Source organism: Candidatus Phytoplasma stylosanthis, from assembly GCF_032886435.1.
Classification (GTDB): Bacteria; Bacillota_I; Bacilli_A; order Acholeplasmatales; family Acholeplasmataceae; genus Phytoplasma; species Phytoplasma stylosanthis.
Map to the genome: position 1 here is coordinate 42,624 of NZ_JAUZJP010000002.1, position 26,328 is coordinate 68,951.

Consider the following 26,328-nt stretch of genomic DNA (forward strand, 5'->3'; position numbering starts at 1 on the left):
TATTTTATTTATCTCCGCTAGATAAAATAGCTAAAAAAGCTTTTTGAGGTAAAACTACTTTTCCTAAAGTTTGCATTTTCTTTTTTCCTTTTTTTTGTTTAGATAGCAATTTTTTTTTACGACTTACATCTCCGCCATAGCATTTATCAATAACATTTTTTCTCATAGATTTAATTGTTTCTCTAGTGATAACTTTTTTTCCTAAAGCCGCTTGTATAACAATTTCAAACATTTGTCGAGGAATTAAATCTTTTAATTTTTGACAAATAATTTTTCCTCTACGATAAGCAAAATTTTCGTGACTAATAAAAGATAATGCATCTACTATTTCTGAATTTAATAAAATATCAACTTTTTTTAATTTACTTTCGTAATATTTATCTAATTGATAATCAAAAGTAGCATAACCTTTAGTTACAGATTTTAATTTATCAAAATAATCATAAATTATTTCTGATAAGGGTAATAAATATTTCAATATTACTTTGTTATGAGATAAATACTGGATATCTTTTAGTTGACCTCTTTTATTTTGAGAAATTTCCATCACAGAACCAATATATATTTCAGGACAAGTAATGAAAGCTTTAATATAAGGTTCTTCAATCTTTTCTATTGATGTATTAGTAGGCCATTTAGTTAAATTATCTATGATAATTTTTTTATTATTGTGTTGATAAATATGAAATACGACGGAAGGTGCTGTAATAATAATTTCTATTCCAAATTCTCTAATAATTCTTTCTTTTGTTATTTCCATATGTAAAATACCTAAAAAGCCAACTCTAAAACCTACTCCCAAGATTTTAGAACTTTCTTTTTCATAAACTAAAGAAGAATCATTTAGTTTTAATTTTTGTAATGCTTCTTTTAAATGATTATATTTTTTAAGGTCAGCAGAAAAAATACCACAAAAAACAACTGGATTGATTTTGCGATATCCTGGCAACGGAAGAACTTGATGATTAATATTTAACGTAATTGTATCTCCAACATGAACATCATCAATATTTTTAATAGAAGCAGTTAAATATCCTACTTCCCCAGCTGCTAAAAAATCTTTTTTAAAGGGTTTTGGAGTAAAAATTCCCACTTCGATTACTTCATAAACAGCTTTGCTTGAAATAAAACGAATTTTGTCTCCTTTTTGGACTAAACCATTAAAAACTCGAATAGAAGGTATTACACCTTTATATGCATCAAAAACAGAATCAAAAATCAAAGCCTGTAACGGTTTTTCAGCGTCTCCACGCGGAGGTTCTAATTTTTCTACTATATTTTTTAAAATTTCTTTAACTCCTAATCCTGTTCGACCACTTGCTATAACTAAATTTTCTAAACTTAAATTTAATGTATCTTGAATATCTTTTTTTGTTTTTTCTATATCTGCTGTAGCTAAATCTACTTTATTTAAAACAGGAATGATTGTTAAATTATTTTCTAATGCTAAGTTAATATTAGTTAATGTTTGAGCTTGAATACCTTTTGTTGCATCTACTACTAAAATAGCTCCTTCGCAAGCAGCTAAAGAACGAGAAACTTCATAATTAAAATCAATATGTCCTGGAGTATCAATTAAATTTATAGTATATATTTCTTGATTTTCATGTTTATAATTTATTGATACAGTATTTAATTTAATAGTAATTCCTTTTTCTCTTTCTAAATCCATAGAATCTAATATTTGATTTTTCATTTCTCTTTTTTGGATTGTGTTGGTGATTTCTAAAATTCTATCAGCTAAAGTAGATTTACCATGATCTATATGTGCAATTATAGAAAAATTACGAATATTTTTTTGTTTTTTATTAATTTCGTTTAATTTCATATAAGGAACCTTATCAAAAAAATTTTATTATTAAAAATATTAAACCATTTTTTATATTTATTATTTTTCAGTTTTATTGAAATAATCAAATTTTTTTTTATTTTTTTTTATTTCTTCAATAAAAAAGAGATAATTATGATATCTGATACTAGAAATTAACTTTTTTTGATAAGCTTCTTTAACTTTGCAATTATTTTCGTTAATATGTAAACAACTACTACCAAAAAAACATTCTTTTGCAAATATAAGAAAATCTTCATAAAAATTTTTAATTTCTTCTATTTTAAAATTTAATAAATCTAATTTTGAAAAACCTGGAGTATCAGCGATATAACCTTCATGAAAAAAAAATAATTTAGAATTTTTAGTAGTATGTTTTCCTCTATTTAAATATTCTGAAATTTCTTGTGTTTTTAAATTTAAAGAAGTTAAACTGTTAATTAAAGTTGATTTTCCTACTCCTGTTTGACCTGCAAAAATTGTTACTTCATTTTTAAAAAGTGGATATAAATATTTCAATTCTTTTTTTTGTTTGCAATTTATGTAAATAATAGATAAAAACTTTTCATAATAAAAAATTTTTTTTTTAAATAAAAATAATTCTTCTTCTGTTATTAAATCTACTTTAGTAAAAATTAAAATAATTTTTATTTTAAATTTTTTTAAAATTAATAAAAATTTATCTAGTAATTTAAATCGAAATTTGGGTTTTACTAAAGAAAAAACTAAAAAAACTTGAGTTATATTACTTATATTAGGTCTTGTTAACATATTTTTTCTAGGTAAAATACTATCAATTAAAAATTTATTTTCTTTGAATTCATATAATACTAAATCACCAATTTTAATTTTTGAATAATTTGCATTTTGATCATTTTTTTCTTTAGATTTATTAAATTTTAATTTTCCTTTTGCTTGCGCAATAATTTTTTTTTTTGTCTCTAAATCTATAATTACATGTTCTTTAATTAAAGATTCAATTATAACACCTTTACGCAAATAACATCTATCTCCATTTTATTTTATCTTATTTTAGCATTAAAATTACTTTTTATTTTTTCTTCTATTTGTGACATTACTTTATTTATAATTTCATTAGATAAATTTTTCTTTTTATCATTAAAAATGAAACGAAAAGATAAAGAATGATCTTTTGAAGATATTTTTTTTGATTCATAAATATCTATAAGTTCACATTTGATTAAAAAAGATGGTGTATCTTTAATTAAAACTTCTTTTATATTTTGGAAAGAATATTTTTTTGAGATAAAAAAACTTAAATCTCTAACTATAGAAGGAAATTTGGTTATTGGTTGAAAAATAATGTTTTTCGATTTTTCTAATTGCAATTTTTCTAAATCTATTTCTGCAATAAAACTTTTTTTTAAATGAAAAACGTTTTCTAAATAAGGGTGAACTTCTCCTAAAAAACCAATTTTCTCATCTTTATAAAAAATATCAGCTTGTTTTTCTGGATGAAGACTTAAATAAGAAGAAGTTTTTTTAAAATTTAATTGCAATCCTAGTTTAGAACTAATTTGAAATAAAACCCCTTTTAAAACAAAAAAAGAACTTTCAATATTAGATTGATGCCAATTTTTTGAAATAAAATTTCCACTTAAACCTAATGATAAATGTAATTTTTCTTCCTTATGATGATAAATTTTTCCAATTTCGAAAAAAGAATTATCGTAATTATAATTTTTTTGATTATAACTTAAAGTTTGGATCATACTACCACTTAAATGTTGTCTTAAAATTGTGTGTTCTTGAGAAATAGGATTCACAACTTTTATATAATTTTCTGAATATGGAAATAAATCTAATTTTTTTTTGTTTATTAAGCTATAATTAATAATTTCAAAAAATCCTAAATTAGATAATAAATTTTTTATTTTATTTAAATTTTCTTTTTTTTGATTTATTGAAACATTTTGAGTTTGTATTGGTTGATAAATTTTTATTTTTTTATAACCATAAACTCTTATAATATCAGAAAAAACATCTTCAGGAATTATTACATCGTAACGTTTTAAAGATGCTTTTACGTGAAAAATATTATTTTCTATTTTTATTATTTCGTAATCTAATTTTTTTAAAAAATTTTCTACTTCATTTAGAGCAAAATTAATTCCTATTTTTTTGTTTAATTCATCTAAAGAAAATAAAATTATAGAATTTACTCTTTCTTTTATTTTTTCACTTTTGATATTTGATATAATTATTTTCTCATCTATTTCTTGTAAAAGAAAAACAGCTTCATTTAAAGCTTTCATTATCAAAGAACAATCAATTCCTTTTGTAGAACGAAAACTTTTTTCATTCTCTATGTTTAATTTTTTACTAGTTTTTAAAACATTAGAAGGTTCCAATATAGAAGAACCAATAATAATTTTTTTGGTATCTATTTTTATATTATTTTCATGGGAATTTATAATACCTGCAACAGACATAATATTTTTTTCATTAGCTATAATTAAATTATTTTCATCTAAATGAAATTTCTTATTTTCAGAATATTTAAATATTTCTCCTTTTTTAGCTTTTCTTATTTCGATATTTTGAAAATTTAAATGTGAAACATCAAATACATCTAAAGGAATTCCATATTTTATTAAAATAAAGTTAATAATATCATAGATATTATTAACAGGATTTATTTTATGTGAAAAAAGTAAACTTCTAAGCCATAGAGGAGATTTTTTTACTTTTATATCTGAAATAAAACGTGTATTGTATTCTAAACAATTTTCATCCATAATTTTAATTTTAAAAGGATTATCTGTTTTTTCTTGAATTTTATCTTTTGTATCAGGTAAAGATTCGAATTTATAAATATCGGATATAATTTTTAACTCTTGAGCAAAACCTATATAAGATAATAAATATCCTTTATCAGGAGTAATATTTAATTTCCATAATCCTCCTTGCAAAGATAAATAATCTAAAACATTTTCGCCAACAGGTGCTTCATCATCTAGAATAAGAATTCCTTTTTTTTCTTTTTCTGTTAAGATTTCTGGATTTAGTTTTAATTCTTTATAAGAACAAATAATACCTTGTGTATCAATTTTTAAAATATTTTTAGTTTTTAAATAAGCATTCATCGAATTGATATATGTTTCTTCTAAAGATATTGCTACTTTTTTGTTTTTTTCTAAATTATTATCTTTGCAAATAATATTTAAAATTTTTTTTTTAATGTCAACAGTTGCTAAAAAAAAATTTTCTTTTTCATTTATTTTTTTTAATGCGATTATTTTTCCTACAACAAAATCAAAATTAGGTTCAAATTGATCAATTTTGTCTATTTCGGTAATATAATCATTTACTAATAATTGCAATTCGTCCCAATTATAATTATTTATATGAAAATACTTTTTTAAAAATTTTTCCGTTATTATCATTATTTATTGAATATCAACCCCATATTTCTGGTAATTTATTAGTTTTTTTTGTTTTTATCTTTAAACTACGAATTAAATGAACTGATTTAAAAAACGAAGGTCGTTATTGTAAAAATCTCTTATATTTTTTATTTTATGTTTTATCATCGCAATTCTTTCTATTCCTAATCCAAATGCTATACCCTTATATTTGTTACTATCAAAACCTCCATTTGATAAAACTTTAGGATGAACTAAACCAGCTCCAATAATTTCCAAGTATTTTTTATTTTGGTTTTTATCTATTAATATTAAATCTACTTCAAAGCTTGGTCTTGTAAAAGGAAAATAAGAAGGACGAAATCTTAATTCTTGTTCTTTTCCGAATATATGTTTAATAAAACAATCAATAGTTGTTTTAAGATCTATTAAGTTTATCTTATCATCAATTACTAGACCTTCTAGTTGAGTAAATTGATGACTATGAGTATCGTCTTCTTTATCTCTTCTATAAACTTTTCCAAAAGAAATCATTTTTAAAAATTTATTTTTATTTTGTAACATAGTTCTTATTTGACTACTTGAAGTATGAGTTCTTAAGAGTTTTTCGGAATCCATATCTAAATAAAAAGAATCTTGCATATCTCGAGAAGGATGTTCTTTATCCATATTCAATAATTCAAAATTATACAAATCTGTTTCTATTTCGTTTCCTTCATGAATAAAATAACCTAATCCTAAAAAAAAATTTTCTATTTGATTAATAATTTGATTTAAAGGATGTATAGAACCTTGTGGAAATTGAAAATGAGGTAAACTGATATCTGTTTTTTCTTTTGTCAATTTTTGAAATAGAATTTGTTCTTTCCATAAATTTTGTTTTTCTTTTAATAAATTATTTATTTTTCGTTTAATCAAATAAATTTTTTTTTTAAATTCTTTTTGCTTTTCTACAGAATTATTAATTTTTTTAAGTTGTTTTAAAATATCAAAAAAATATCCTTCTTTTCCAATGTAAATTGTTTCTAATTGAGATAATTTTTGTTTATCTTTAACATTTTCTAATTCTAAAATAAATTTTTTTTCCAATTCAGATAATATTTTATCTAATTCAACTAATTTTGAATACATTATAACTTGACCTCTATAGCCTTTTTTTTAATTATATTTTTTTGATATTAGTTTATATTTTTTTATTTATAATTTGTTTTAATTTTTTAATTACAATACAATATAAATTATTATATATTATTTTGAATAAGAAAAAAATGTATAAATAATATAAAATTCCAAAATTTAATTTTATGTAATTTATTGACTAATTTTAAAAGAGAAAAAAAAATAACCTAAAATAGTTATTTTATTATTCATTTCTTTCTCAAACATTAAAAGAAAAGAAATGCTAAAAAGTGCGAAATAAAAAAAATAATCCTAAAAAATAGTAATAATTAAATTAATATCCAAAAGGAACAATTAAAAAAGATCAATTACTTTTCAAAATTTAGATAAGAAAAATAAATAAAATATAACAAAAAATCAAAATAAATTACATTAATTAAGTACATTTTTTTTGACTTTTTTATAAAATTTTTTAAAATTATTAAATTTTATTTGCTTACTAATGCAATACTTCTATAAAAAAAATGTTAAATATTTTTGATTTTTTTGAAAAAGAATTACAAATTTCAAAAAAGTTAATTTTCTAAAAAATAAAAAAAATTTTATATTTTTTCATTCTTTTAATTCTAGAAACAAAAAAGTTATAAGAAAAAAACAAAATCATCAATATTAAATTTAAATTTTTTAGTTTTTTCTAAATTATTAGATATTATTGTTTTTTTACCTACAGATAACAAAATAACAGGAACATAATCTTGAGATATTCCGAAAATATTATTTATTTTTTCAAATGAAAATCCACCTATAAAACAACAACTATAATCAAAATCTTGAAGAGTTAAAATAAAATGAAGAGCAATAATTCCAGCTTCAAAAAAAACTTCATTTTGTAATCTAGTATAATTTATTTTATTATAATGATTTTTTATTGTTTTTAAAAAATTTTCTTTTTGTTCATGAGTTATTTCATTATTAATATATTTTTTATTATAAATATATTCAGCTGAATTAACTTTATTTAAATTACCACATATTAAAACTACAGCAGAACTAGTTTCTAATTGTGCTTTATTCCCTTGAACAATATTTTTTAATTTATTTTTACTTGTTTCGTTATCAATAATAAAAAAACGCCAAGGTTGTAAATCAAAAGAAGAAGGAGTATAACGAATTTCATTGAAAATTTTAAACCATTCTTCTTTTGATATTTTATGATTTTTTTTAAATAATCTTACCATTTGAATATGCATAATAAATTTACTTTCTGAATTTTTTTTTATTTATTTATTAACATTTTTTTTAAAATATAAAATAAATTTAATTAAATTTATTTTATTTATAAGTAAATATTTTAAATAATCTATTTTAATCTTTGTTGTTTAATATATCATAAATTTTTTCAAATTCAGTTCCATTAATTTTACTATTTCGTTTCAAATGATCTTTTAATTTTTGCCATAATAAATTTTTTCAAATTCAGTTCCGTTAATTTTACTATTTTGTTTCAAATGATCTTTTAATTTTTGCCATATTTGTTTTTTGTCTTTTTCTTCTTTATTATTTTCATCTTTTTCAACATTATATCCATTTAACAATTCTTTAGTTTTTTTGTAAGATTCTTTTAAAATTAAAACGATGTTTCTTTCTTTGTCTTCTTTGTGAATATATATTTCTCTTTCATCATTTTTAGAATACAATCCATACAATCCTGTTTCTATTATAATTTTAGCTAATTCTTTTGCTTTAAATAAATCGTCTTGAGCTCCAGAGGTAACTTGTTTTTTGTTTTCTAAAAAAATTTCTTCTGCTATTGTACCGCCTAATAAAATTTTTATTTTATTTTCAAAATATTCATAAGTTGGCAAAAAAATTTTTTCCTTAGGGACGCTAATAGTATAACCAGCTATTTTTCCTCTAGTGCCAATATTAATACGAATAATTTTAAATCCTAATTCTTGAGCAATTAGAGCATGACCTAATTCATGTATAATAACTTTTTCTTTTTCATATTCATTTGTATCATTTTGTTCAATAGAAGGGCCTAATTTTAAATCATCCCAAGCATCATAAATATAACTTACTAAATTTGATTTTTCTTTTTCTTTTTCATATATATTTAAAAATTTTTTAATTAAGTTATGAATATCTGAAGGAGTAGATTTATTTTCACTTAAAGTAAATAATAATAAATTATATTCATCTTTATTTTCTTGTTGTAAAATTTTAAATATTTCTTCTGATTTATTATTTAATTTATTATCATCTTTAACATATTTTTTCAAAAAATATTTAAAAAGTTCTTCTATTGCTTTTTCATTAAGAAAATCTAAATATAAATTTTCTGATAAACGTCCTTCTCTTTTTAAAGCTGGATCTATAATTTGTTCTCTATTAGTAGCCCCGATTACAATTCCGTATGGTTCTGAATTTGTATTAAAACCATCTATTTCAGATAATAAAGCATTTAAAGCATTTTCGTGTTCTATATTATTAGAATCTAAACGCGAACTTCTTTCACGACTGATAGAATCTATTTCATCAATAAAAATAAAGAAAAATTTTTGTTCTTTATTTTTAGCAGTTTGTCGAGCATAAGCAAAAATTTCTCTAACACGTAAAGGACCTAAACCAACATACATTTCAATAAATTGAGAACCATTTACTATAAAAACAGGAGCATTATCTTTAACTGAACCCGCTAAACATTTAGCTAAATAAGTTTTTCCTGTTCCAGGTGCACCATGTAACAATATACCTCTTGGAATATCTTTAATATTATTTTTTTTAACATTATAAATTAATTCTTCTATTCTTTTTTTGTTAGATTTATTTCCATGAAAATCTTCTTCAATAGTAACAATATCTTTTTTTTTAAATTGAACTTGCTTATCTTTGGCCCAACTATCATTTATATTCTTCGGAAAATTATTCAAATTTTTATTATTTTTATATTGAGCATAAGATAATAATAAAGTTGCAAATAAAACTAAAATAAATAAAATATCAATAGCTAAACGTAATTTTTGTTTTAATGATCCAGAAAAATAAAAAGAATTTCGTGATTCTTTATTAGGATTTTGAATATTTTTTTTATCAGGATCATTGAATATATAATTTTCTGACATTAAATCAATAATTTCCTTTCTTAAAAAATAAAAAATATTTAAAAATAAATTATTTATTTTTTATATATTTTATAATTTTAAAATCATTTCTTAAATTTATTTTTTATCCAAAATTGTTTTAATAATTCTATTTTAGGTTTTTGAATTTGAGTATCTTTATAATCAAAAGACAAAGGAACTAATTTATTGATAGTTATTAAAAAACGATTAAAAAAGACTTTATCCCTAAATTGAATAAACTTATCTTTTATTTTAGAATTTATTTTCCATAAATTATCAAAAATATTTTCTAAATTATCAAATTGATTTAACAATTTAATAGCAGTCTTAGGTCCAATCGAAGGAATACCTTGAATATTATCAGAACTATCACCAACAATACTTTTAAAATCAACTATTTGATGAGCTCGCAAAAAATATTTATCTTCTAAATTTTTTTCATCATAATATACAACATTTTTTAATCCTTGTTTTATTAAAGCAACACAAATATTATTATTTATTAATTGAAGAAAATCTTTATCACTAGAAAAAATTAAAACAGAAATATTATTTTGAGAAGCTTGCTGCGCAATAGTTCCTATAATATCATCAGCTTCATATCCATCTTTAGAAAAATGTTTTATACCTAATAAACTTAAATATTCTTTAATTAAAAAAATTTGATTAATTAAAGAATCAGGTGTTTTAATACGACTTTTTTTATAATCTTTATATAATTCATGTCTTAAAGTTTTATATTTAGAATCAAAAGCAACACAAATATAATTTTCAGTTTTTTCTAAAATTTTCCTAAACATATTAACAAAAATTATTAAAGCATTAACATCTTTTTTTTCAGAATTTTGTATCAAATTATCATTTTTATAATAAGTAGCATAATATGCACGAAAAACTAAAGAATTTCCGTCAACCAAAACTAATTTGCGCATTTTTTATTACAAGCCTCAGACTATAATTTTTTTGATAATAAATATTATATCATAACAAAATCAAAAAAATATTTATTTTTTAGTTAATAATTTTTTTTAATATATCTTCAGGATTATTTAAATTATCTAAATCTAATCCTCTCATTTGTTGAGAAATTTGTTTTTGTTTTTTAATAAATTGAATCAAATTATTAATATCAATTATTTTCGTACCTGAACCATTAATTATTCTTATTCTTCTTCGGTTATTATTTTCAATTAATATTGGTTTTAACCTTTCTTCTATTGTCATGCTTTGAATAATAAATCTAAATTTTTGAATAATATTATCTTCCAAAAAAGGAAGATTTTTAATTTTGGAAGCCATTCCAGGAATAAAATTTAGCATTTTTTTAACAGAACCTATTCTTTGTAATAACTTCAATTGTTTTAATAAATCATTATAGTTATAATCTTCATCCAAAATTTTATTAAAAATTTCTTTATTATTTTTGATGTTTATTTTTTCTTCTACATTTTCAATCAGTGTTGCCATATCACCCATATCTAAAAGTCTAGAAGCTATCCGTTCAGGATGAAAAATTTCAAAATTATCATCATCATGTTTTTCAGAAGAAGAAATAAACTTTATCGGAAGTTTAGTAACATATTTCATAGACAAAGCAGTCCCGCCTTTTACATCAGCGTCCATTTTAGTTAATATAATTCCTGTTGCACTAATGTCTTTATGAAAACTTTTCACAATATCAACTGATTTTTGACCTAAAATAGAGTCTACAACAATAAGTGTTTCAGAAGGTTTAAATTGTTTTTTTATATTTTTTATTTCTTGAATCATTTGATTATCAATAGTTAAACGTCCAGCTGTATCAATGATAACTACTTCAAATTTATTTTGAAAAGCATATTGAATACCTTTTTGAATAATATTTAAAACATTTTCATTTGTTTCGCTAAAAAAATCAACTTCAATTTTTTTTGCAATAGCTTTTAATTGTTCAATAGCACCAAATCTATAAATATCAGCAGCTATTAATAAAACTTTTTTTTTTATTTTCTTTTTTATAAAGTAAGATAATTTTCCTGATACTGTTGTTTTGCCGCTACCTTGCAATCCTATCAAAAGAATAATATCTAAATTTTTATTTAATTGTAAAGGAGTATTTTTATTTCCTAAAATTAATGTTAAAATATCTTTTATAATTTTAATAACTTGTTCTTGTGGTTGAACTCCTTTTAAAACTTCTTTGTTGAAAGTTTTTTGCTTAATTAATTCATTAAATTCAACAACAACATCATAACTAACATCTGCTTCTAAAAAAGAAAATCGAATATCTTTCATTATATCTTCGATATCTTGTGAACTAATAAATTTTTTACCTTTAATTTTATTTATAATTTTATGAAAACTATCATTTAACAAACTCATTTTTTTATCTCTTAACCTTTCTTTTTTTATAAATCAATTATTTTAATTGTATTCTAAAAATATTTTTTTATATCGAATTTATACATATTAATTACCAAATAAACTATTTACGTAATTTTCAATAGAAAAAGTTATTAAATCATCAACTTGTTCACCATTACCTATATATTTAACTGATAAATTATATAAATTTTTAATAGTAAAAATAATTCCACCTTTAGAAATACCATCAAATTTAGTTAAAATAATATTGGTAATACAAACTACTTGATTAAATAATTTAACTTGTTTTAGTCCATTTTGGCCCGTCATGGCATCTAAAATTAAAAAAGTTTCATGTGGAGCACCTGGCATTTGTTTATTAATAACTTTTTGGATTTTTTCCAACTCTTTCATTAAATTAATTTTATTTTCTAATCGTCCTGATGTATCGCATAAAATCGAGTCAAAATTTTTTGTTTTGGCATAAAGTAAAGCTTCAAAAAATAAACTTGAAGCAGAAATATTTCTATCTTTATTTCCATATTTATAAAAAACTTCTACATTAATTTTTTGACCCCATTTTTTTAATTGTTCAACCGCTCCTATTCTAAAAGTATCACCAGCCACTAAAAGAACTTTATGGCCTTTTTTTTTTAATTTAAAAGCTAATTTTCCAATAGTAGTCGTTTTTCCAACACCATTAACTCCAACAAATAAAAATACTTTATTTTTATTGTTATATAAATTTTCATTTTTTTTATCTACTAAATGATAATTTTTAGAATAAAAAGAAACAAGAACTTCTTTTACTAAAAGTAAAAAATCATAAGTTTTAGTAATATTTTTTATTTTTATTTGATTTTTAATCTGTTCAATCAAATGTGAAGCAGTGGAAACATTGATATCAGATTTAATAAATAAAATTTCTAAATCATTTAAAAAAACTAAATCAAAATTTTCTTTTTGTAAAATATTTTGTTTCCATTGAAAAAAATCAAATCCTATCTTTGTAATGCCGATATATTCTTTTTTGGAAATAGATTTTTTTTTAAATATTTTTTTTAAAAAATCAAACATAAAATTTACACCTTTTTTATATTCATAATTTTTTTACATTTAGGAAAACCACTACAACCTAAAAAAACACCATATTTACTTTTTCTTTCAATTAAAAAATTGCTACATAAATCACATTTTTGTTGAGTAATGACAGGTTCTGGTTTTTTTATTTTTTTATCAGCCTCCAAAAATAATTTTTCAAATTCATTGTAAAATTCTTTTAAAAATGTTAATTTATTAACTTTTTGAGAAGAAATATCATCTAATTTTTTCTCCATTTGGGATGTATAATTCACATTAATTATTGAAGAAAAAAAAGTATTCAAGAGTTTTTGATTCAAAAAACCTAATTCTGTACAAACAAATTTATTATTTTCTATTCTAACATAACATCTTTTTTTTAAAATTTCTATAATTAAAGCATAAGTAGAAGGTCTACCAATATTTAAACTTTCTAATTTTTTAATTAAAGAGGCTTCCGTAAAACGAGCAGGTGGATTAGTCATTTTTTTAATTATTTCTATTTTTTGAGCTAAATATTTATTATTTAATTTTAAAACAGGTAAAAAATCATTTTTAAATAAATTACCAAAAATTTTATAATAACCTTCAAAAACTATTTCATCTCCTTCAGTTAAAAATAAATATTGATCAACTTCAAAAAATAATTGAGTTCTTTGAAAAATAACATCTGCCATAAAACTAGATAAAGTACGCTCATAAATTAATTTGTACAAAGACAACTCATATTTATTTAAATGTTTTTTTAAACTTTCAGGGTTTTTTTGAATATCAGTTACTCTGATTGCTTCATGTGCATCTTGAATATTATGATCTTTTTTATACTCATGAGAAAAATTTCTTAAATATTCTTCTCCATATGTTTGCTTAATAAATATTTCAACTTTTTTGATAAATTCTGATGAAATTCTTAAAGAATCAGTTCTCATATAAGTTATCAAACCAATTCTTTCTCCCTCTATATCAATACCTTCATAAAGTTTTTGAGCAATTGACATGGTAGTTGATGCTTTCATAGATAAAATTTTGAAAGCTTCTTGTTGTAAAGTAGATGTGATAAAAGGTTTAGAAGGTGATTTTTTTATTTTTTTATTTTTAATTTTTTTTAATAAAAAAAATTTATTTCTAATACATGAAACAATTTTTTTTGCTTCTTCTGATTTTATTTTATAATTTTTTGGTTTTACGACCAAATCAGCTTGAAAACCATCAAAGTAAACTTTTATTAAATTATATTCCTCTGGAACAAATTTTTTTCGTTCTTCTTCTAATTCAACAATTAATTTTAAAGCTACAGATTGAACTCGTCCTGCTGATTGAGCTTTAATTCTTCTAACCAAAGAAGACAATTTAAAACCAATAATTCTATCTAATATTCTCCTTGTTTCTTGAGATTCCACTAAAGACTCTCTAATTTTTATCGGATTTAAAAAAGCTTCTTTAACAACATTTTCTGTAATTTCATTAAATAAAATTCTATTTTTTTCGTTTTTATTTAAATTTAAAACTTGTGCTAAATGCCAAGCAATCGCTTCTCCTTCTCTATCTGGGTCGGTAGCTAAAAAAACTTTTTTATTTTTAGTTTTTTGAATTATTTTTTCTACTATTTGTTTTTGCTTTTCAATAATTTGATAATCAGGCTGAAAATTGTTTAAAATATCTATTCCTAAATTATCTGTTTTTTTAAAAGATAAATTTCTAATATGTCCTTTGGAATATAATACTTTAATATTATTCCCTAAATAACTACTAATAGTCTTAGCTTTAGCAGGAGATTCTAAAATAATAACTATATTATCATCTTTCATAATAATTTTTTTTAAAAACTTTCTTGTAAAAATATCTTTGAAATTAAAATAAATACTTTAAATCTAAATCATAATTAATTTTATAAATAAAATTATTTTTGATTTTTTTAAAAATAAAAGACAATAAATCATTTTCCATTTGAACATGAAAATGATTATAAATTCTTATTTTTTCAGCAACTATTTGGAATAAATTATCTTTTTGTAACTCTAAATCAGTTAAATGAAAAATTTTTTGTAAATAAAGAGGATAATATTTTTTTAAATAATTCAAATGATGAATAATAAATTTTTCTTTAGAGAAAACACTTTCCTTAAGGCAACCACAGACTGCTAAAGAATAACCTATTTCAGGACATTCGAATTTATTACATAAACAACCTGGTGTATCCAATAACATAACATTTTTTTGTAAATTAATCCATTGAATTTTTTTAGTAATACCTGGTAAATTAGCTGTTTTAGTAACTTTTTTATTTGATAAAACATTAATTAAAGTAGACTTCCCTACATTAGGTGCTCCGATAACCATTAATTTTAATATTTTTTTTAATTTAACGTTATTAATTTTTAACATTTCTTTTACTTTGGGATATATTTTATGAATATTAAATATATTTTTTGAATCAATATTCAAAGTATGTATTTTTTTTTTATGAAAGTGATTAATAAAAAAAGAGTTTTGTTGTAAATCCGCTAAATAACTTTTATTAAATAAAACTAAAAAAGGTTTATTATTTAATAATTTTAAAAATGAAAAATTCATACTTGAAAAAGGAATTCTAGCATCTAGAATAATTAGAACACAATCAACTAATTTTAAATTTTTTGAAATATCTTGCAAAGTTTTTTTCATATGTCCTGGAAACCACTGAATGATAGTCATAATTTTGTTTATATCCTTTTTTTATATCAAAATAATTCGAAAATATTATCATATTTTCGAATTATTTTTCACTTCTTCTTGAATAGAATTTATTATATCATTAATATTTAAATCTGTTTCGAATATTTTTTTACTATAAATTTTATAAATTTCTTCTCCTATGATAAAAATAATTGTAGTTCCTATTTTTTCTAAAATTTTATTATAAAATGTTTTAAAAAATATTTTTTTAGCCCAATGAAAAGGATTGATAATATTTACAACATTAGAAACAGAATTTAAAATTTTATTAGTTTTTTTATATTTATCAACATATTTTTTATCAACTAATGTTTGTTTTAAAGTCATAATTTTTCTTAAAGTTATTTTTCTAAAAAGAGAAATAATATTTTTATTAAATAATTCATCTATTCTAAATTGGACATATTTAACTAAAATTAAACTTTCATCAATTGTCAATTCTAAATAAGGAAATGGCGAATTAGGATAAAATTTAGAAGAAACTTCAAAAAGTAAACTTTGACAATTACGAACTAATAATAACATATATTCGTCAGAATTTTTTTCATTATCTTCTTTAAATTGTTTTTGTTTTTCTTGAATCAAATTCTTCATTTCCTCAACAGAAAATGAAGAATTTTCTTCTTGTTTTAAACGATGTTTATTGTTAAATTTTCTAAAAACAGAAAAAAAATATAATAATAAAAAAGATATAAAACCAGAAAAAAAACCAATCATAAAAGTTAAAAAAGAATGTAAATATGATTTTAATAAAACAAACAATTCAACAAAAAAATTCATTAAAAAACCCCACATTATAAATAATACTAAATAATAATTTAATTTTATTATTAATCACAATTTATTTTATTTGATAAATAATAATAATTTTTATTTTTGTAATCCTAAATAAATAATTTTATTTTTTCCTAATTTAGTATTTTTATAAAGATTAGGAATCCAAATAATAGTATTCTTTTGATCTACAACTAACCAAATTTTATTTCTTTCTATTAAAGGAATTTTCGAATTAATAAAAAATTTTTTTAATTTTTGTTTTCCAAAACTAAATTTCAAAATATCTCCTGATTTTCTTTTTCTCAAGAAAAAAGGCGGCGTGATAGAATCTTCATCATAAAATATTTTTTGTATTGAAAAACAAAAAAATAATAGATTTTCTTTTGAAGAAAAATGTAATAAAGGTTTTTTAATAAGTTCATGTTTCGATTTTATTGCATTTTTTTCTTGTTGCCAAAAAAAAATATTATATTTCTTAAATATTGCCCAACCAGAATTCAAATTATGTGAAACATTAGGTTTAGAACGATTTTTTAAAAATTTAACAATATTATTAATTAAATCAAAACTTTTCTTAATTTTTTTTTTTTCCAAAAAAAATAAAATAATATCTTTTTGAATTGAAATATCTAATGTTAAAAACAAATTTAAATCAAATACATCATCTTTTCCAGTGTTTACAAACAAAATGGTTTTTTTTCTAATAAAATTGTTAATTTCTGTTAATTGAAAATGAAATTTAGTTATATTTTTTAAAAAATTGTTCATTTGTTTAAAAAAGGGGATAATTTTATTCCTAATTTTATTACGATTATATAAATTTAATTGATTAGTGTGATCTTCTAAAAATAAAATTTTTTTATCACGAGCATAATTTATAATTTTTTGTTTAGGAACATATAAAAAAGGTTTAACAAAATAAAAATCGCCCTCTTGCAAAAAAGGTTGCATTCCGCTATATCCTAAAATAGAACTTCCGCGAGCAATTTTAAATAAAATAGTTTCAGATAAATCATCTAAATGATGAGCGGTCATTAAGTAAAAAGTTTTATATTGAACAGCAACTTTTTTTAATTTTTCTTTTCTTAACGATCTAGCTTGATTTTGAAAATCTTTTTCTTCAATTTTTAATTCAAAATAATGAAAAGGAATTTTTTTAAGAAAACAATATTGTTCAACAATTTTTTTTTCTTCAAATGATTGATTTCTTTTTAAATGATTGAAATGAACAACGATCAAAGAATATTTTAAATGATATAAATAATCTAACAAGACCATTGAATCAACGCCACCACTGACAGAAATAATATAAACATTTTTTTGATCCAATTGAGAAGATAAATGAAAAACCACGATTAATTCCTTTATTCCTGATGTAAAATTTTATAAATTATTATCTTTTAATATTTTTAATTTTAAAAGAGACAATTGTTTTTTTTCAACTAAACTAGGACTTTTAATCATTATATCTTGACCTTTTTGATTCTTAGGAAAACCAATAACATCTCTAATATTATTAGTTTTAGTAAATAACATAACTAAACGATCTAATCCTAGAGCAATCCCGCCATGAGGAGGAGCACCATATTTTAAAGCTTCAATTAAAAAACCAAAATTATCATCTATTTCTTTTTTTTTCAATCCTAATTTTTCAAAAATAAATTCTTGGACATGATATTGAAAATTTCTTAATGAACCACCACCAATTTCATAACCATTCCAAATTAAATCATAAGATTGAGATTTGGTTTTTTCAGGTTCTTGGTATAATTGATTAATATCAACAGGTGCAGTAAAAGGATGATGAATAGAATAATATCTTCCTTCTGATTCGTTAAATTCAAATAAAGGAAAATCAACTACCCATAAGAAAGATTCTTTTGTAGAATTATATAAATTTAATTTTTTAGCTAATTGATTTCTTAAAAACCCCAATGCTCTTAAAAAGTGATCATTATTTTTTGATAATTCATCAAAAATAATAAAAAAACAAATTTCGTTTTCTGCTAAAAAAGAAGAATCAATAACAAATTGACTTAAAAAACCTTTAATACAAAAATCCTTTTTTTGAATATAATGCAAATCAACCGAAAATATATCTTTTATTATTTTCTTGTATTCATCTATTTCTTTTCTTGAAAAAGCAATTTTATAAATTTGGGTATTAATTTTAATACCTTTAATTTTTTGTTTTATATTATTTTTCACTAAAACAGAAAAATGAAAATAAAAATTTAAATCTTGAAGAAGTAAATCAAATCTTAAATCTGGTTTATCAGTACCATATAAATTAAGAGCTTTTTCATAAGTTATCTTAAAAAAAGGTCTTTTTAAATCTTTTTTTAAAATAATTTGAAAAAGATTTTCCATTATCTCTTCAGTTAAAATCATTATTTCTTCTTGACTAAAAAAAGAAGTTTCAATATCTATTTGAGTAAATTCTGGTTGTCTATCTGATCTTAAGTCTTCATCACGAAAACAACGAGCGATTTGAAAATATCTTTCAAAACCAGAAATCATATATAATTGTTTAAAAATTTGAGGAGATTGAGGCAAAGCGTAGAAATGAAAAGGATGAATTCTTGAAGGAACTAAATAATCTCTTGCTCCTTCAGGGGTAGATTTAGATAAAATAGGAGTTTCTAATTCCAAAAAATTATTTTTTAATAAAGTTTCTCTAATATTTTGAGTAATTGCGTGTCGTTGAACTAAATATTGTTTTTTTTTTTCATTCCTTAAGTCTAAATAACGATATTTTAAACGATGTTCTTCTAAAGATTCAGGGCCACCACAAACATTTAAAGGTAAAAGTTGAGCTTCTGATAATATATTAATATATTGAACTAAAATTTCTATTTCGCCTGTTTTTAAATTAAAATTTTTATTTATTCTCTCGATAACTATACCTGTAATTTCAATTACGCTTTCTAATTTAAGATAAGCAATTTTTGAATAATGAGGATTTTTTTTATCAATAACTAGTTGAACTAAACCAGAAAAATCTCTTAAATTTAAAAATATTTTACCACCTATATTTCTTTTAGAATTGATCCATCCTTTGATTAAAACTTTTTGACCTTTATTTTTTAATGTTATTTCATTATTCCATAAAATATATTTTGTTTGCATTTACAATATAATTTCCTTTTTTAAAAAATCTATTATTTCATTTTGTTTAACAATATATGTTCTTTTATCTAAAATCTTTTTAACAGTAATTTGATTATTTTTAATTTCTTTTTCTCCTATAAACAAAACATATTTAGGTTTAGTTTCCAAAATTTTAGATAATTGTTTTTGAAAATTAATAATCTTATAATTCATCTCGGCTTTTATGTTGTTTTTACGAATTTCTCTTAATAAAAAAAAATTTTGCGTGATAACTTTTTCATCTAACGAAAACAAATATAAATCTAAATTTGGTTTTTGATAATTTTTAAAAAAACCAATTTCTTTTAAAACAATCATAAAACGTTCCATTCCAATTGCAAATCCCATGCTATTGATAGAATTACCACCAAATTCTTGAATAAGTTTATTATAACTTCCGCCCCCTCCTAAAATAAAATTTTGTTTATATAAAGGAGAAAAATAAGAAATTTCGAATACAATATCAGTATAATAATCTAAACCTCTAACTAATTTCCAATCAATTTCAAAATTAATTTTGGCTTTTTTTAAAAAAAATAAAATTTGATCAAATTTTATTTGAGCATTAGGGGTTAAATATTTAAAAAGTAAGGGAGCATCTTTTAAAATTTTTTTATTTGAACATTTTTTACAATCAAAGATTCTTAAAACATTTTTTTCTATTCTATTTTGGCATAAATCGCATAATTGATTTTTATTTTTTTTAATATAAGGTATAAATTCTTCGAAAAAAGAAGAACGAGTTTCAAAATCTCCTAAAGTGTTAATTATAATTTTGAAATCATTTAAATTAAAAATCTTAAAAAGATCAGTGATTAAAAAAAATAATTCTATTTCTGATAATATATTTTGAACTCCGATTAATTCAACACCTAATTGATGAAACTGACGATAACGTCCGTTTTGAGGTCTTTCATAACGAAAAAAAGGGCCATAATAATATAATTTCTGTAAATAATTCAAATAATAAAGTTTATTTTCAACAAAACTTCTTACAACAGGTGCTGTACCTTCTGGTCTTAAAACAATTTTTCTTCCTTTTTTATCTAAAAATTGAAAAACTTCTTTTAAAACCATTTCAGAATATCGAGAAGAACGTTGAAAAACTTCATAATATTCTAAAATAGGAGTTCTTATTTCTTGAAAATTATATTTATCTAAAAAAAATTTAATTTTATTTTCTACATCTTTCCATTTTTCAATTTCATCAAATATTAAATCATGAGTTCCTTTAATTTTTTTTATCATCACTTTTTTTTAATTAATTCCTCTATAAATTTGATAAATATTATCTAATTGAGATAAATTAGATATTAATTTTTCTATTTCTTTGATATTTTTGGCGCAAATTTTTAATTTAATATTTGTTTGTTTAGTATTATTGTTATTACTAATATTGATTTTATTAAAACTAATTCCTAAAAAATTCATTTTATTATAAATTTCAGTTAATAAAGAATGATTAGAAGAACATATTAAATTAATCCAAACAAAATATTTTAATTTGGGATTATTTCGCCAATAAGCAGAAACAATTTTGCTAGAATCATATTTAAGCAAATTAGGACAATTTTTAATGTGAATACTAATCCCTTTTCCTTTAGAAATAAAACCTACAATTTCTTCATCAAAAACAGGCAAACAACAATTAGCAATTTTTAATTTTACATTTCTAACTTCTTCAATAAAAACACCTGTATCATCATTATTATATTTTTGTTCGATATTTTTATAAATTGATTTGTTTAATAAATTTTTTTTATTCTCTAAAAAAGAACGAATCTTGAAAATAACTAAATTAGAACTAATTTTTTTATTAGCAAGAGATAAATAAAATTCATCAATATTTTGAATATCTTTTTGGGAAAAACTTTGAGATATAAAATATTTATCAATTGTAAATTCTATTTTATGCTTATTAAGTTCTTTTTCTAAAATTTCTTTTCCCATTTGAACTAAAATTAAATTATTTTTTTTTTGTTTATTTAAACCTTTTTTTATTAATTTTTTTGTATAAATAGTTTTTACTATTTTTAACCATTCTTTTTTAACACGAAAAATATTTTTATTAGTTCTAATAGAAACAATATCACCATTTTGCAATATATAATTCAAAGGAACAATTTTATTGTTAACAATTGCTCCTGAAATTCTATAACCAATATCAGAATGAATTCTAAACGCAAAATCAATTGGTGTAGAACCCTTAGGAAATTCATAAACTTCTTGTTTAGGAGTAAAAACATATACATTTTCATTTAAAATATCATTTTTAATAACATCAATAAAATATTTAGAATTTTTATATAAATTACTATCTGAATCTTTCGTTATTTTTATTAATTCTTGATACCATCTTAATTTTTTAACAATTTCTAATTGTTTATCTTCTTTAGAATATTTTTTATTTTCTTTATAACCCCAATGTGCTGCGATTCCATTTTCAGCAATCTCATTCATTTCTTTAGTTCTTATTTGAATTTCAAATAAAGTACCATCTTTAGATAAAACAGTACTATGAAGAGATTGATATAAATTTGGTTTAGGAACAGCAATATAATCTTTAAATTTAAGTGGTAAAGGAGAATAATTATTATGAATAATTCCCAAACAACGATAACATGAATCTACTTTATCAACAATAATTCGAATCGCTAATAAATCAAAAATTTCATCAAAAAGTAATCTTTTTTTTTCCATTTTTTTATAAATACTAAAAATATTTTTAATTCTTCCATCAATATCAAAATTATTGATATTACAATCATGAAATAATTTTTTCATATTACCAATAATATTGACAATTGATCTTTCTCTTTCAAATTTTTTAATTTTTATTAAATTAGAAATTTTATAATATAATTTAGGATTTAAATAACGAAAAGCTAGATCTTCTAATTGTGATTTAATTCGATATAATCCTAAACGATGAGCTAAAGGTACATAAATCCCTAAAGTTTCTTTGGAAATACGTTTTTGTTTTTCAAATCTCATTTTTTGTAAAGTTTGCATATTATGCAATCTATCTGCTATTTTTAAAAGAACAACACGAATATCTTTCGACATAGCAAGAAACATTTTTTGTTGATTTTCTAACTGTCTTTGATGATGATTAAAAACAAGTTTTTTTAATTTAGTAGCTTTTAAAACTATATAAGATACATCTTCGCCAAAAATTTTTGTTAATTCTTCAAAAGTAAAATCAGTATCTTCTAAAATATCATGTAATAATGCAGAAATTAAAGTATTTGGTTCGCTTTTTAAATCAGCTAAAATTTTAGATACATGAATAGGATGAATAATAAATTCTTCACCTGTAACTCTTTTTTGATTTTTATGTTTTTCTTTAGCTAATAAATAAGCTCGATGAATTTTTTCTAAGATATCTTTTTCTTTGATATATAAAGAAATTTTTTGTATTAATTCTTGATATATTTCTGACTCATCTTTAAAATTATTATTGGAATTATTTTCTAATAATAAATACAAATTCCCCAACCTCTGTTATAATAATTTTTAAAAAGTAAATTTAAAAACGATCTAAAAATTTAAGAATATAACATTTCATTTTTATTTGAATAAACTTTTTTTATTATTCCCGCTCCTAAACAAAAATTATCTTTGTAAAAAGCACAAATTTGTCCTGGAGTAACTAATTTAATTTTTTGCGGATAATAAACCTTAATTCTATTTTCATCTATAAACTTTATTTCAACTTTTTGTAAAGGTTGACGATAGCGAAATCTAGCATATAATAATATTCTAACATTTTTTTGATAATATTCTTTATCTCTCCATACAACATTAGAAACTAAACATGAATCACTATATAAATAAAAACTATTTTTATTCTGATCTACATAAAGAGTATTAGTTTTTAAATCTTTGCCAATTACAAACCAAGGAGACTGATTTTCTTTAGTAACTTTTAAATTTAAACCTTTCCTTTGTCCAATAGTATATTTAATGACTCCTTCATGTTCTTTTAAAAAAGTACCATTTATATCTTTAATCGGTCCTTTTACAATAGGTAAATAGTTATTTAAAAAAGAAAAAAAATTTCTTTCACCAATAAAACAAATACCTGTAGAATCTTTTTTCTGAGCAGTAATTAATTTTTCTTTAAAAGCTATTTCTCTAACTTCTTTTTTAGTTATCATTCCTAAAGGAAAAATAACTTTTTCTAATTGTTCTGTTTTTAATTGAGATAAAAAATAAGTTTGATCTTTATTTTTATCAATAGCTTGAGCTAAAATAATTTTATTTTCTTTTCTAATAATTTGAGCATAATGACCCATTGCAATGTAATCTGGATTAAATTTTTTAGCATATTCAATAAAAGTTAAAAATTTAATTTTATTATTACATAATACATCAGGATTAGGAGTTAAGTTTTTTTTTAAATCATCTAAAAAAACAGAAAAAACTTTATCCCAATAGACTTCTGAAAAATCTACTTTATGACATTTAATATTTAATTGTTCAGCCACTTTTAAAGCATCTTCATAATCTCTTTCTTGAGGACAAATATTATTTTTAAGATAAGGGTTTCCTTCGATATCATAATTTAAACTACTATCCCAATTACGCATAAAAATTCCTTCGACATCATAACCTTGTTTTTTTAAAAGAAAAGCAGAAACACTACTATCAACTCCACCAGATAAACCAATAATTACTCTTTTTTTCATCTTTATCCTTTTTTAAAATTTTTTTAATTTTTATTAATAAAAAATTATTTTCTATAAGTTAAACAATTAGATAAAATTTGAGGACCTGGTGCTATTTTATTTTTTTTATATTGATTTTTATAAAAATTATTCATATACTGTGTTACTAATATTAAACTTTTTTCATAAGATAAAGAAAAACTTTTTTCTAACAAAAAAGCTATTTTTTCATTTTGTAAACCGCCATTTAAATAATGGTATAAAATAAAATCTTCGATAATAACTTGCAAATTTAAAAATTCATCTATTTTTAACAAATAAAAATTTTTAATATAATCTTCTAAAATAATTGTTTGATTTCTGAAATGAAATAAAATCAACTCTACCATAAAAGTATTAGGAATACTTACATTTAAATTATATAAATAATAATGATTTTGATTAATCAAATTAACTTTTCCAGAGGCAATATCAGATAAATTATCACTTTCTAAAATTAATTTATTACTTAAATTATCTAAAAATATTTTGTTATATTTTTCTTTTTGTTCGATAATTTGAATATTATAAATACCTAAATAACTTAACATTTTTAGATAAAAATCAAAAGTTTGATAATTATTAGAATAATTTTCTTTTTTTATAATAATTTTTAACAATTTTAAATCTTTTTTTATTTTTTTAAAATACTGTAAAACAACTAAAAGAGTTAAAAAATCATTTAATCTATTTTTTATTTCAAATATTATTTCAAAAAAATGAAATGATTTTATTATATTATGCAGAGATAAAACTTGAATTGTATTAGATAATTTTAATTGTTCTTCTAAATCATGATTATTCAAAAAAGGTTTTTTAGAAAAACTTTTTTCTAATTGATAATCATCATTTTCTTTTAATTCAAAATAAGATTCTAAAAAAGGAAATTGTTTATTTATTTTTTGATCCCCAAAAGTAGTATCGATTCTTCTTTGATATTTAATATAATCAATTAAAATGTCAACAACTAAACTAATATCTTGATCATTTAAATCTTTTTCAGAAACAATTTCTCCTACAACAGATGCTATTTTATGATTTGAAAAAACAGAGCTAACAGAAGACTCGCTAATTCCGCTACTTGTATAAAAATATCCACTAATTTGTTTACGAGAATGATTTAAAACAGCTAATTTACGAAATTTATCTTTATTAAGATGTTCAGTTGAAGCAGATAAATTAAAAATCAAATGAGCCCCATTTAAAACCAATAAATCACTAGGAGAATTAATAGTCCATAAATCTTGACAAATTTCTACACCAAAAACAATATCAAAATTTTTATTAATAAATAAAATATCGCCTATCGGTACTTTTTGTCCTAAAAAATAAATTATATCTTTATTTATTAATTTACCTGATTGAAACCATCTTTTTTCATTAAATTCTTTATAATTTGGAATTGTTTTTTTCGGAACAATTCCTAAAATTTTTTGTTTTTGAACTACAACTGCTACATTAAAAATAACTTCTTGAAATAAAAAAGGCATTCCAACAAAATAAACTCCTTGAAAAGAAGTATTATCCATAATAAATCTTAAAGCAGATAAATTTTCATCTAAAAAACTAATCTCAAAAAATAAATCTCCCGAAGAATAACCACTCAAGCATAATTCAGAAAATAAGACAAAACTAGCTTTACTTTTATTTAAAATTTTAACAATACTTTGAGCATTTTGTAAAGGCTTGCCGATATATAATTCAGGACTAGCCATTTCTATTTTAATAATTCCATTTTTATACATATTATTTTAAACAATCTTCTAATTTATATATTGAAATTTTATATATTTCGTTTTTTTGAATAAAAATAAATTTTTATTTTTTATCTAAATTATTTTGTGGAAAATAATTTTTATCCATTATATAACCCAAAATAATCAAAGCGAAAAATGAAAAAAAAAGTCTAACAAAAAAAATAATTAAACATTGTGAACTTTCTAAAAAAGAAGACAACAAAATAATTACACCATCAGTTAACAATATGATCAAAATATAATTTAAATTATAAACATTTTTTTATTAGCTTTGTTGGCAACTTATGAGAGTTTTAGTGGACAGCAAGTGAATCTAAATAAATCTGTCCTGTTTTTCAG

At 20.9% G+C, this 26,328-nt stretch carries 19 protein-coding genes; all 19 read right to left on the reverse strand.

Annotated features, from left to right (window positions below; translation table 11 throughout):
• Positions 1-4: 4 nt before the first annotated feature.
• Positions 5-1,828 carry a translation elongation factor 4 gene (gene lepA, locus Q8777_RS00880; protein WP_318676100.1) on the reverse strand — a complete coding sequence of 608 codons (1,824 nt, stop codon included), beginning with the start codon at positions 1,826-1,828 and terminating at the stop codon, positions 5-7.
• A gap of 60 nt (positions 1,829-1,888) precedes the next feature.
• Positions 1,889-2,827: a ribosome small subunit-dependent GTPase A gene (gene rsgA / locus Q8777_RS00885; protein WP_318676101.1), complete on the reverse strand. Its 939-nt coding sequence runs from the start codon at positions 2,825-2,827 to the stop codon at positions 1,889-1,891.
• Between the two features lie 23 nt (positions 2,828-2,850).
• Positions 2,851-5,235: a phenylalanine--tRNA ligase subunit beta gene (gene pheT, locus Q8777_RS00890; RefSeq protein ID WP_318676102.1), complete on the reverse strand. Its 2,385-nt coding sequence runs from the start codon at positions 5,233-5,235 to the stop codon at positions 2,851-2,853.
• A 72-nt stretch (positions 5,236-5,307) separates the two neighbouring features.
• On the reverse strand, positions 5,308-6,345 hold the full coding sequence (gene pheS, locus Q8777_RS00895) for a phenylalanine--tRNA ligase subunit alpha (RefSeq protein ID WP_318676103.1): 1,038 nt from the start codon (positions 6,343-6,345) through the stop codon (positions 5,308-5,310).
• Positions 6,346-6,974: 629 nt separating this feature from the next.
• Entirely contained in the window at positions 6,975-7,583 is a 609-nt protein-coding gene (locus tag Q8777_RS00900; RefSeq protein WP_318676104.1) for a nitroreductase family protein, read from the reverse strand.
• A gap of 195 nt (positions 7,584-7,778) precedes the next feature.
• A complete protein-coding gene (locus Q8777_RS00905) occupies positions 7,779-9,458 on the reverse strand; it encodes an AAA family ATPase (RefSeq protein ID WP_318676105.1) in 1,680 nt (559 codons plus the stop codon).
• Between the two features lie 83 nt (positions 9,459-9,541).
• Complete coding sequence (locus Q8777_RS00910) at positions 9,542-10,390, reverse strand: 5'-3' exonuclease H3TH domain-containing protein (RefSeq protein WP_318676106.1); 849 nt, start codon at positions 10,388-10,390, stop codon at positions 9,542-9,544.
• A gap of 79 nt (positions 10,391-10,469) precedes the next feature.
• On the reverse strand, positions 10,470-11,819 hold the full coding sequence (locus tag Q8777_RS00915) for a signal recognition particle receptor subunit alpha (RefSeq protein ID WP_318676107.1): 1,350 nt from the start codon (positions 11,817-11,819) through the stop codon (positions 10,470-10,472).
• A gap of 87 nt (positions 11,820-11,906) precedes the next feature.
• Positions 11,907-12,878, reverse strand: a complete 972-nt coding sequence (gene ftsY / locus Q8777_RS00920) for a signal recognition particle-docking protein FtsY (RefSeq protein WP_318676108.1) — start codon at positions 12,876-12,878, stop codon at positions 11,907-11,909.
• A gap of 5 nt (positions 12,879-12,883) precedes the next feature.
• Positions 12,884-14,689 carry a type I DNA topoisomerase gene (gene topA, locus Q8777_RS00925; protein WP_318676109.1) on the reverse strand — a complete coding sequence of 602 codons (1,806 nt, stop codon included), beginning with the start codon at positions 14,687-14,689 and terminating at the stop codon, positions 12,884-12,886.
• Positions 14,690-14,732: 43 nt separating this feature from the next.
• A complete protein-coding gene (gene ylqF, locus Q8777_RS00930) occupies positions 14,733-15,575 on the reverse strand; it encodes a ribosome biogenesis GTPase YlqF (protein ID WP_318676110.1) in 843 nt (280 codons plus the stop codon).
• 48 nt (positions 15,576-15,623) lie between these two features.
• Positions 15,624-16,376, reverse strand: a complete 753-nt coding sequence (locus tag Q8777_RS00935; RefSeq protein WP_318676111.1) for a hypothetical protein — start codon at positions 16,374-16,376, stop codon at positions 15,624-15,626.
• Between the two features lie 90 nt (positions 16,377-16,466).
• Positions 16,467-17,726, reverse strand: a complete 1,260-nt coding sequence (gene tilS / locus Q8777_RS00940) for a tRNA lysidine(34) synthetase TilS (RefSeq protein WP_318676112.1) — start codon at positions 17,724-17,726, stop codon at positions 16,467-16,469.
• A gap of 30 nt (positions 17,727-17,756) precedes the next feature.
• Positions 17,757-19,502, reverse strand: a complete 1,746-nt coding sequence (gene aspS / locus Q8777_RS00945; protein ID WP_318676113.1) for an aspartate--tRNA ligase — start codon at positions 19,500-19,502, stop codon at positions 17,757-17,759.
• On the reverse strand, positions 19,503-20,771 hold the full coding sequence (hisS, locus tag Q8777_RS00950) for a histidine--tRNA ligase (protein WP_318676200.1): 1,269 nt from the start codon (positions 20,769-20,771) through the stop codon (positions 19,503-19,505).
• Positions 20,772-20,780: 9 nt separating this feature from the next.
• Positions 20,781-23,021, reverse strand: a complete 2,241-nt coding sequence (locus tag Q8777_RS00955) for a RelA/SpoT family protein (protein WP_318749337.1) — start codon at positions 23,019-23,021, stop codon at positions 20,781-20,783.
• Positions 23,022-23,071: 50 nt separating this feature from the next.
• On the reverse strand, positions 23,072-24,214 hold the full coding sequence (mnmA, locus tag Q8777_RS00960) for a tRNA 2-thiouridine(34) synthase MnmA (protein ID WP_318676115.1): 1,143 nt from the start codon (positions 24,212-24,214) through the stop codon (positions 23,072-23,074).
• Between the two features lie 44 nt (positions 24,215-24,258).
• Positions 24,259-25,977, reverse strand: coding sequence for a nitrilase-related carbon-nitrogen hydrolase (locus Q8777_RS00965; RefSeq protein ID WP_318676116.1), 1,719 nt, complete (start codon positions 25,975-25,977; stop codon positions 24,259-24,261).
• Between the two features lie 73 nt (positions 25,978-26,050).
• Positions 26,051-26,215, reverse strand: a complete 165-nt coding sequence (locus Q8777_RS00970) for a hypothetical protein (protein ID WP_318749437.1) — start codon at positions 26,213-26,215, stop codon at positions 26,051-26,053.
• Positions 26,216-26,328: the final 113 nt, after the last annotated feature.

Coding starts and splice junctions, on each gene's coding strand:
- Q8777_RS00965 (WP_318676116.1), bottom strand. CDS start 25,977: ATGTATAAAAATGGAATTATTAAAATAGAAATGGCTAGTCCTGAATTA.
- ylqF (WP_318676110.1), bottom strand. CDS start 15,575: ATGACTATCATTCAGTGGTTTCCAGGACATATGAAAAAAACTTTGCAA.
- lepA (WP_318676100.1), bottom strand. CDS start 1,828: ATGAAATTAAACGAAATTAATAAAAAACAAAAAAATATTCGTAATTTT.
- aspS (WP_318676113.1), bottom strand. CDS start 19,502: ATGCAAACAAAATATATTTTATGGAATAATGAAATAACATTAAAAAAT.
- ftsY (WP_318676108.1), bottom strand. CDS start 12,878: ATGTTTGATTTTTTAAAAAAAATATTTAAAAAAAAATCTATTTCCAAA.
- hisS (WP_318676200.1), bottom strand. CDS start 20,771: ATGATAAAAAAAATTAAAGGAACTCATGATTTAATATTTGATGAAATT.
- Q8777_RS00910 (WP_318676106.1), bottom strand. CDS start 10,390: ATGCGCAAATTAGTTTTGGTTGACGGAAATTCTTTAGTTTTTCGTGCA.
- mnmA (WP_318676115.1), bottom strand. CDS start 24,214: ATGAAAAAAAGAGTAATTATTGGTTTATCTGGTGGAGTTGATAGTAGT.
- Q8777_RS00900 (WP_318676104.1), bottom strand. CDS start 7,583: ATGCATATTCAAATGGTAAGATTATTTAAAAAAAATCATAAAATATCA.
- pheS (WP_318676103.1), bottom strand. CDS start 6,345: ATGTATTCAAAATTAGTTGAATTAGATAAAATATTATCTGAATTGGAA.
- Q8777_RS00935 (WP_318676111.1), bottom strand. CDS start 16,376: ATGAATTTTTTTGTTGAATTGTTTGTTTTATTAAAATCATATTTACAT.
- Q8777_RS00905 (WP_318676105.1), bottom strand. CDS start 9,458: ATGTCAGAAAATTATATATTCAATGATCCTGATAAAAAAAATATTCAA.
- pheT (WP_318676102.1), bottom strand. CDS start 5,235: ATGATAATAACGGAAAAATTTTTAAAAAAGTATTTTCATATAAATAAT.
- topA (WP_318676109.1), bottom strand. CDS start 14,689: ATGAAAGATGATAATATAGTTATTATTTTAGAATCTCCTGCTAAAGCT.
- Q8777_RS00915 (WP_318676107.1), bottom strand. CDS start 11,819: ATGAGTTTGTTAAATGATAGTTTTCATAAAATTATAAATAAAATTAAA.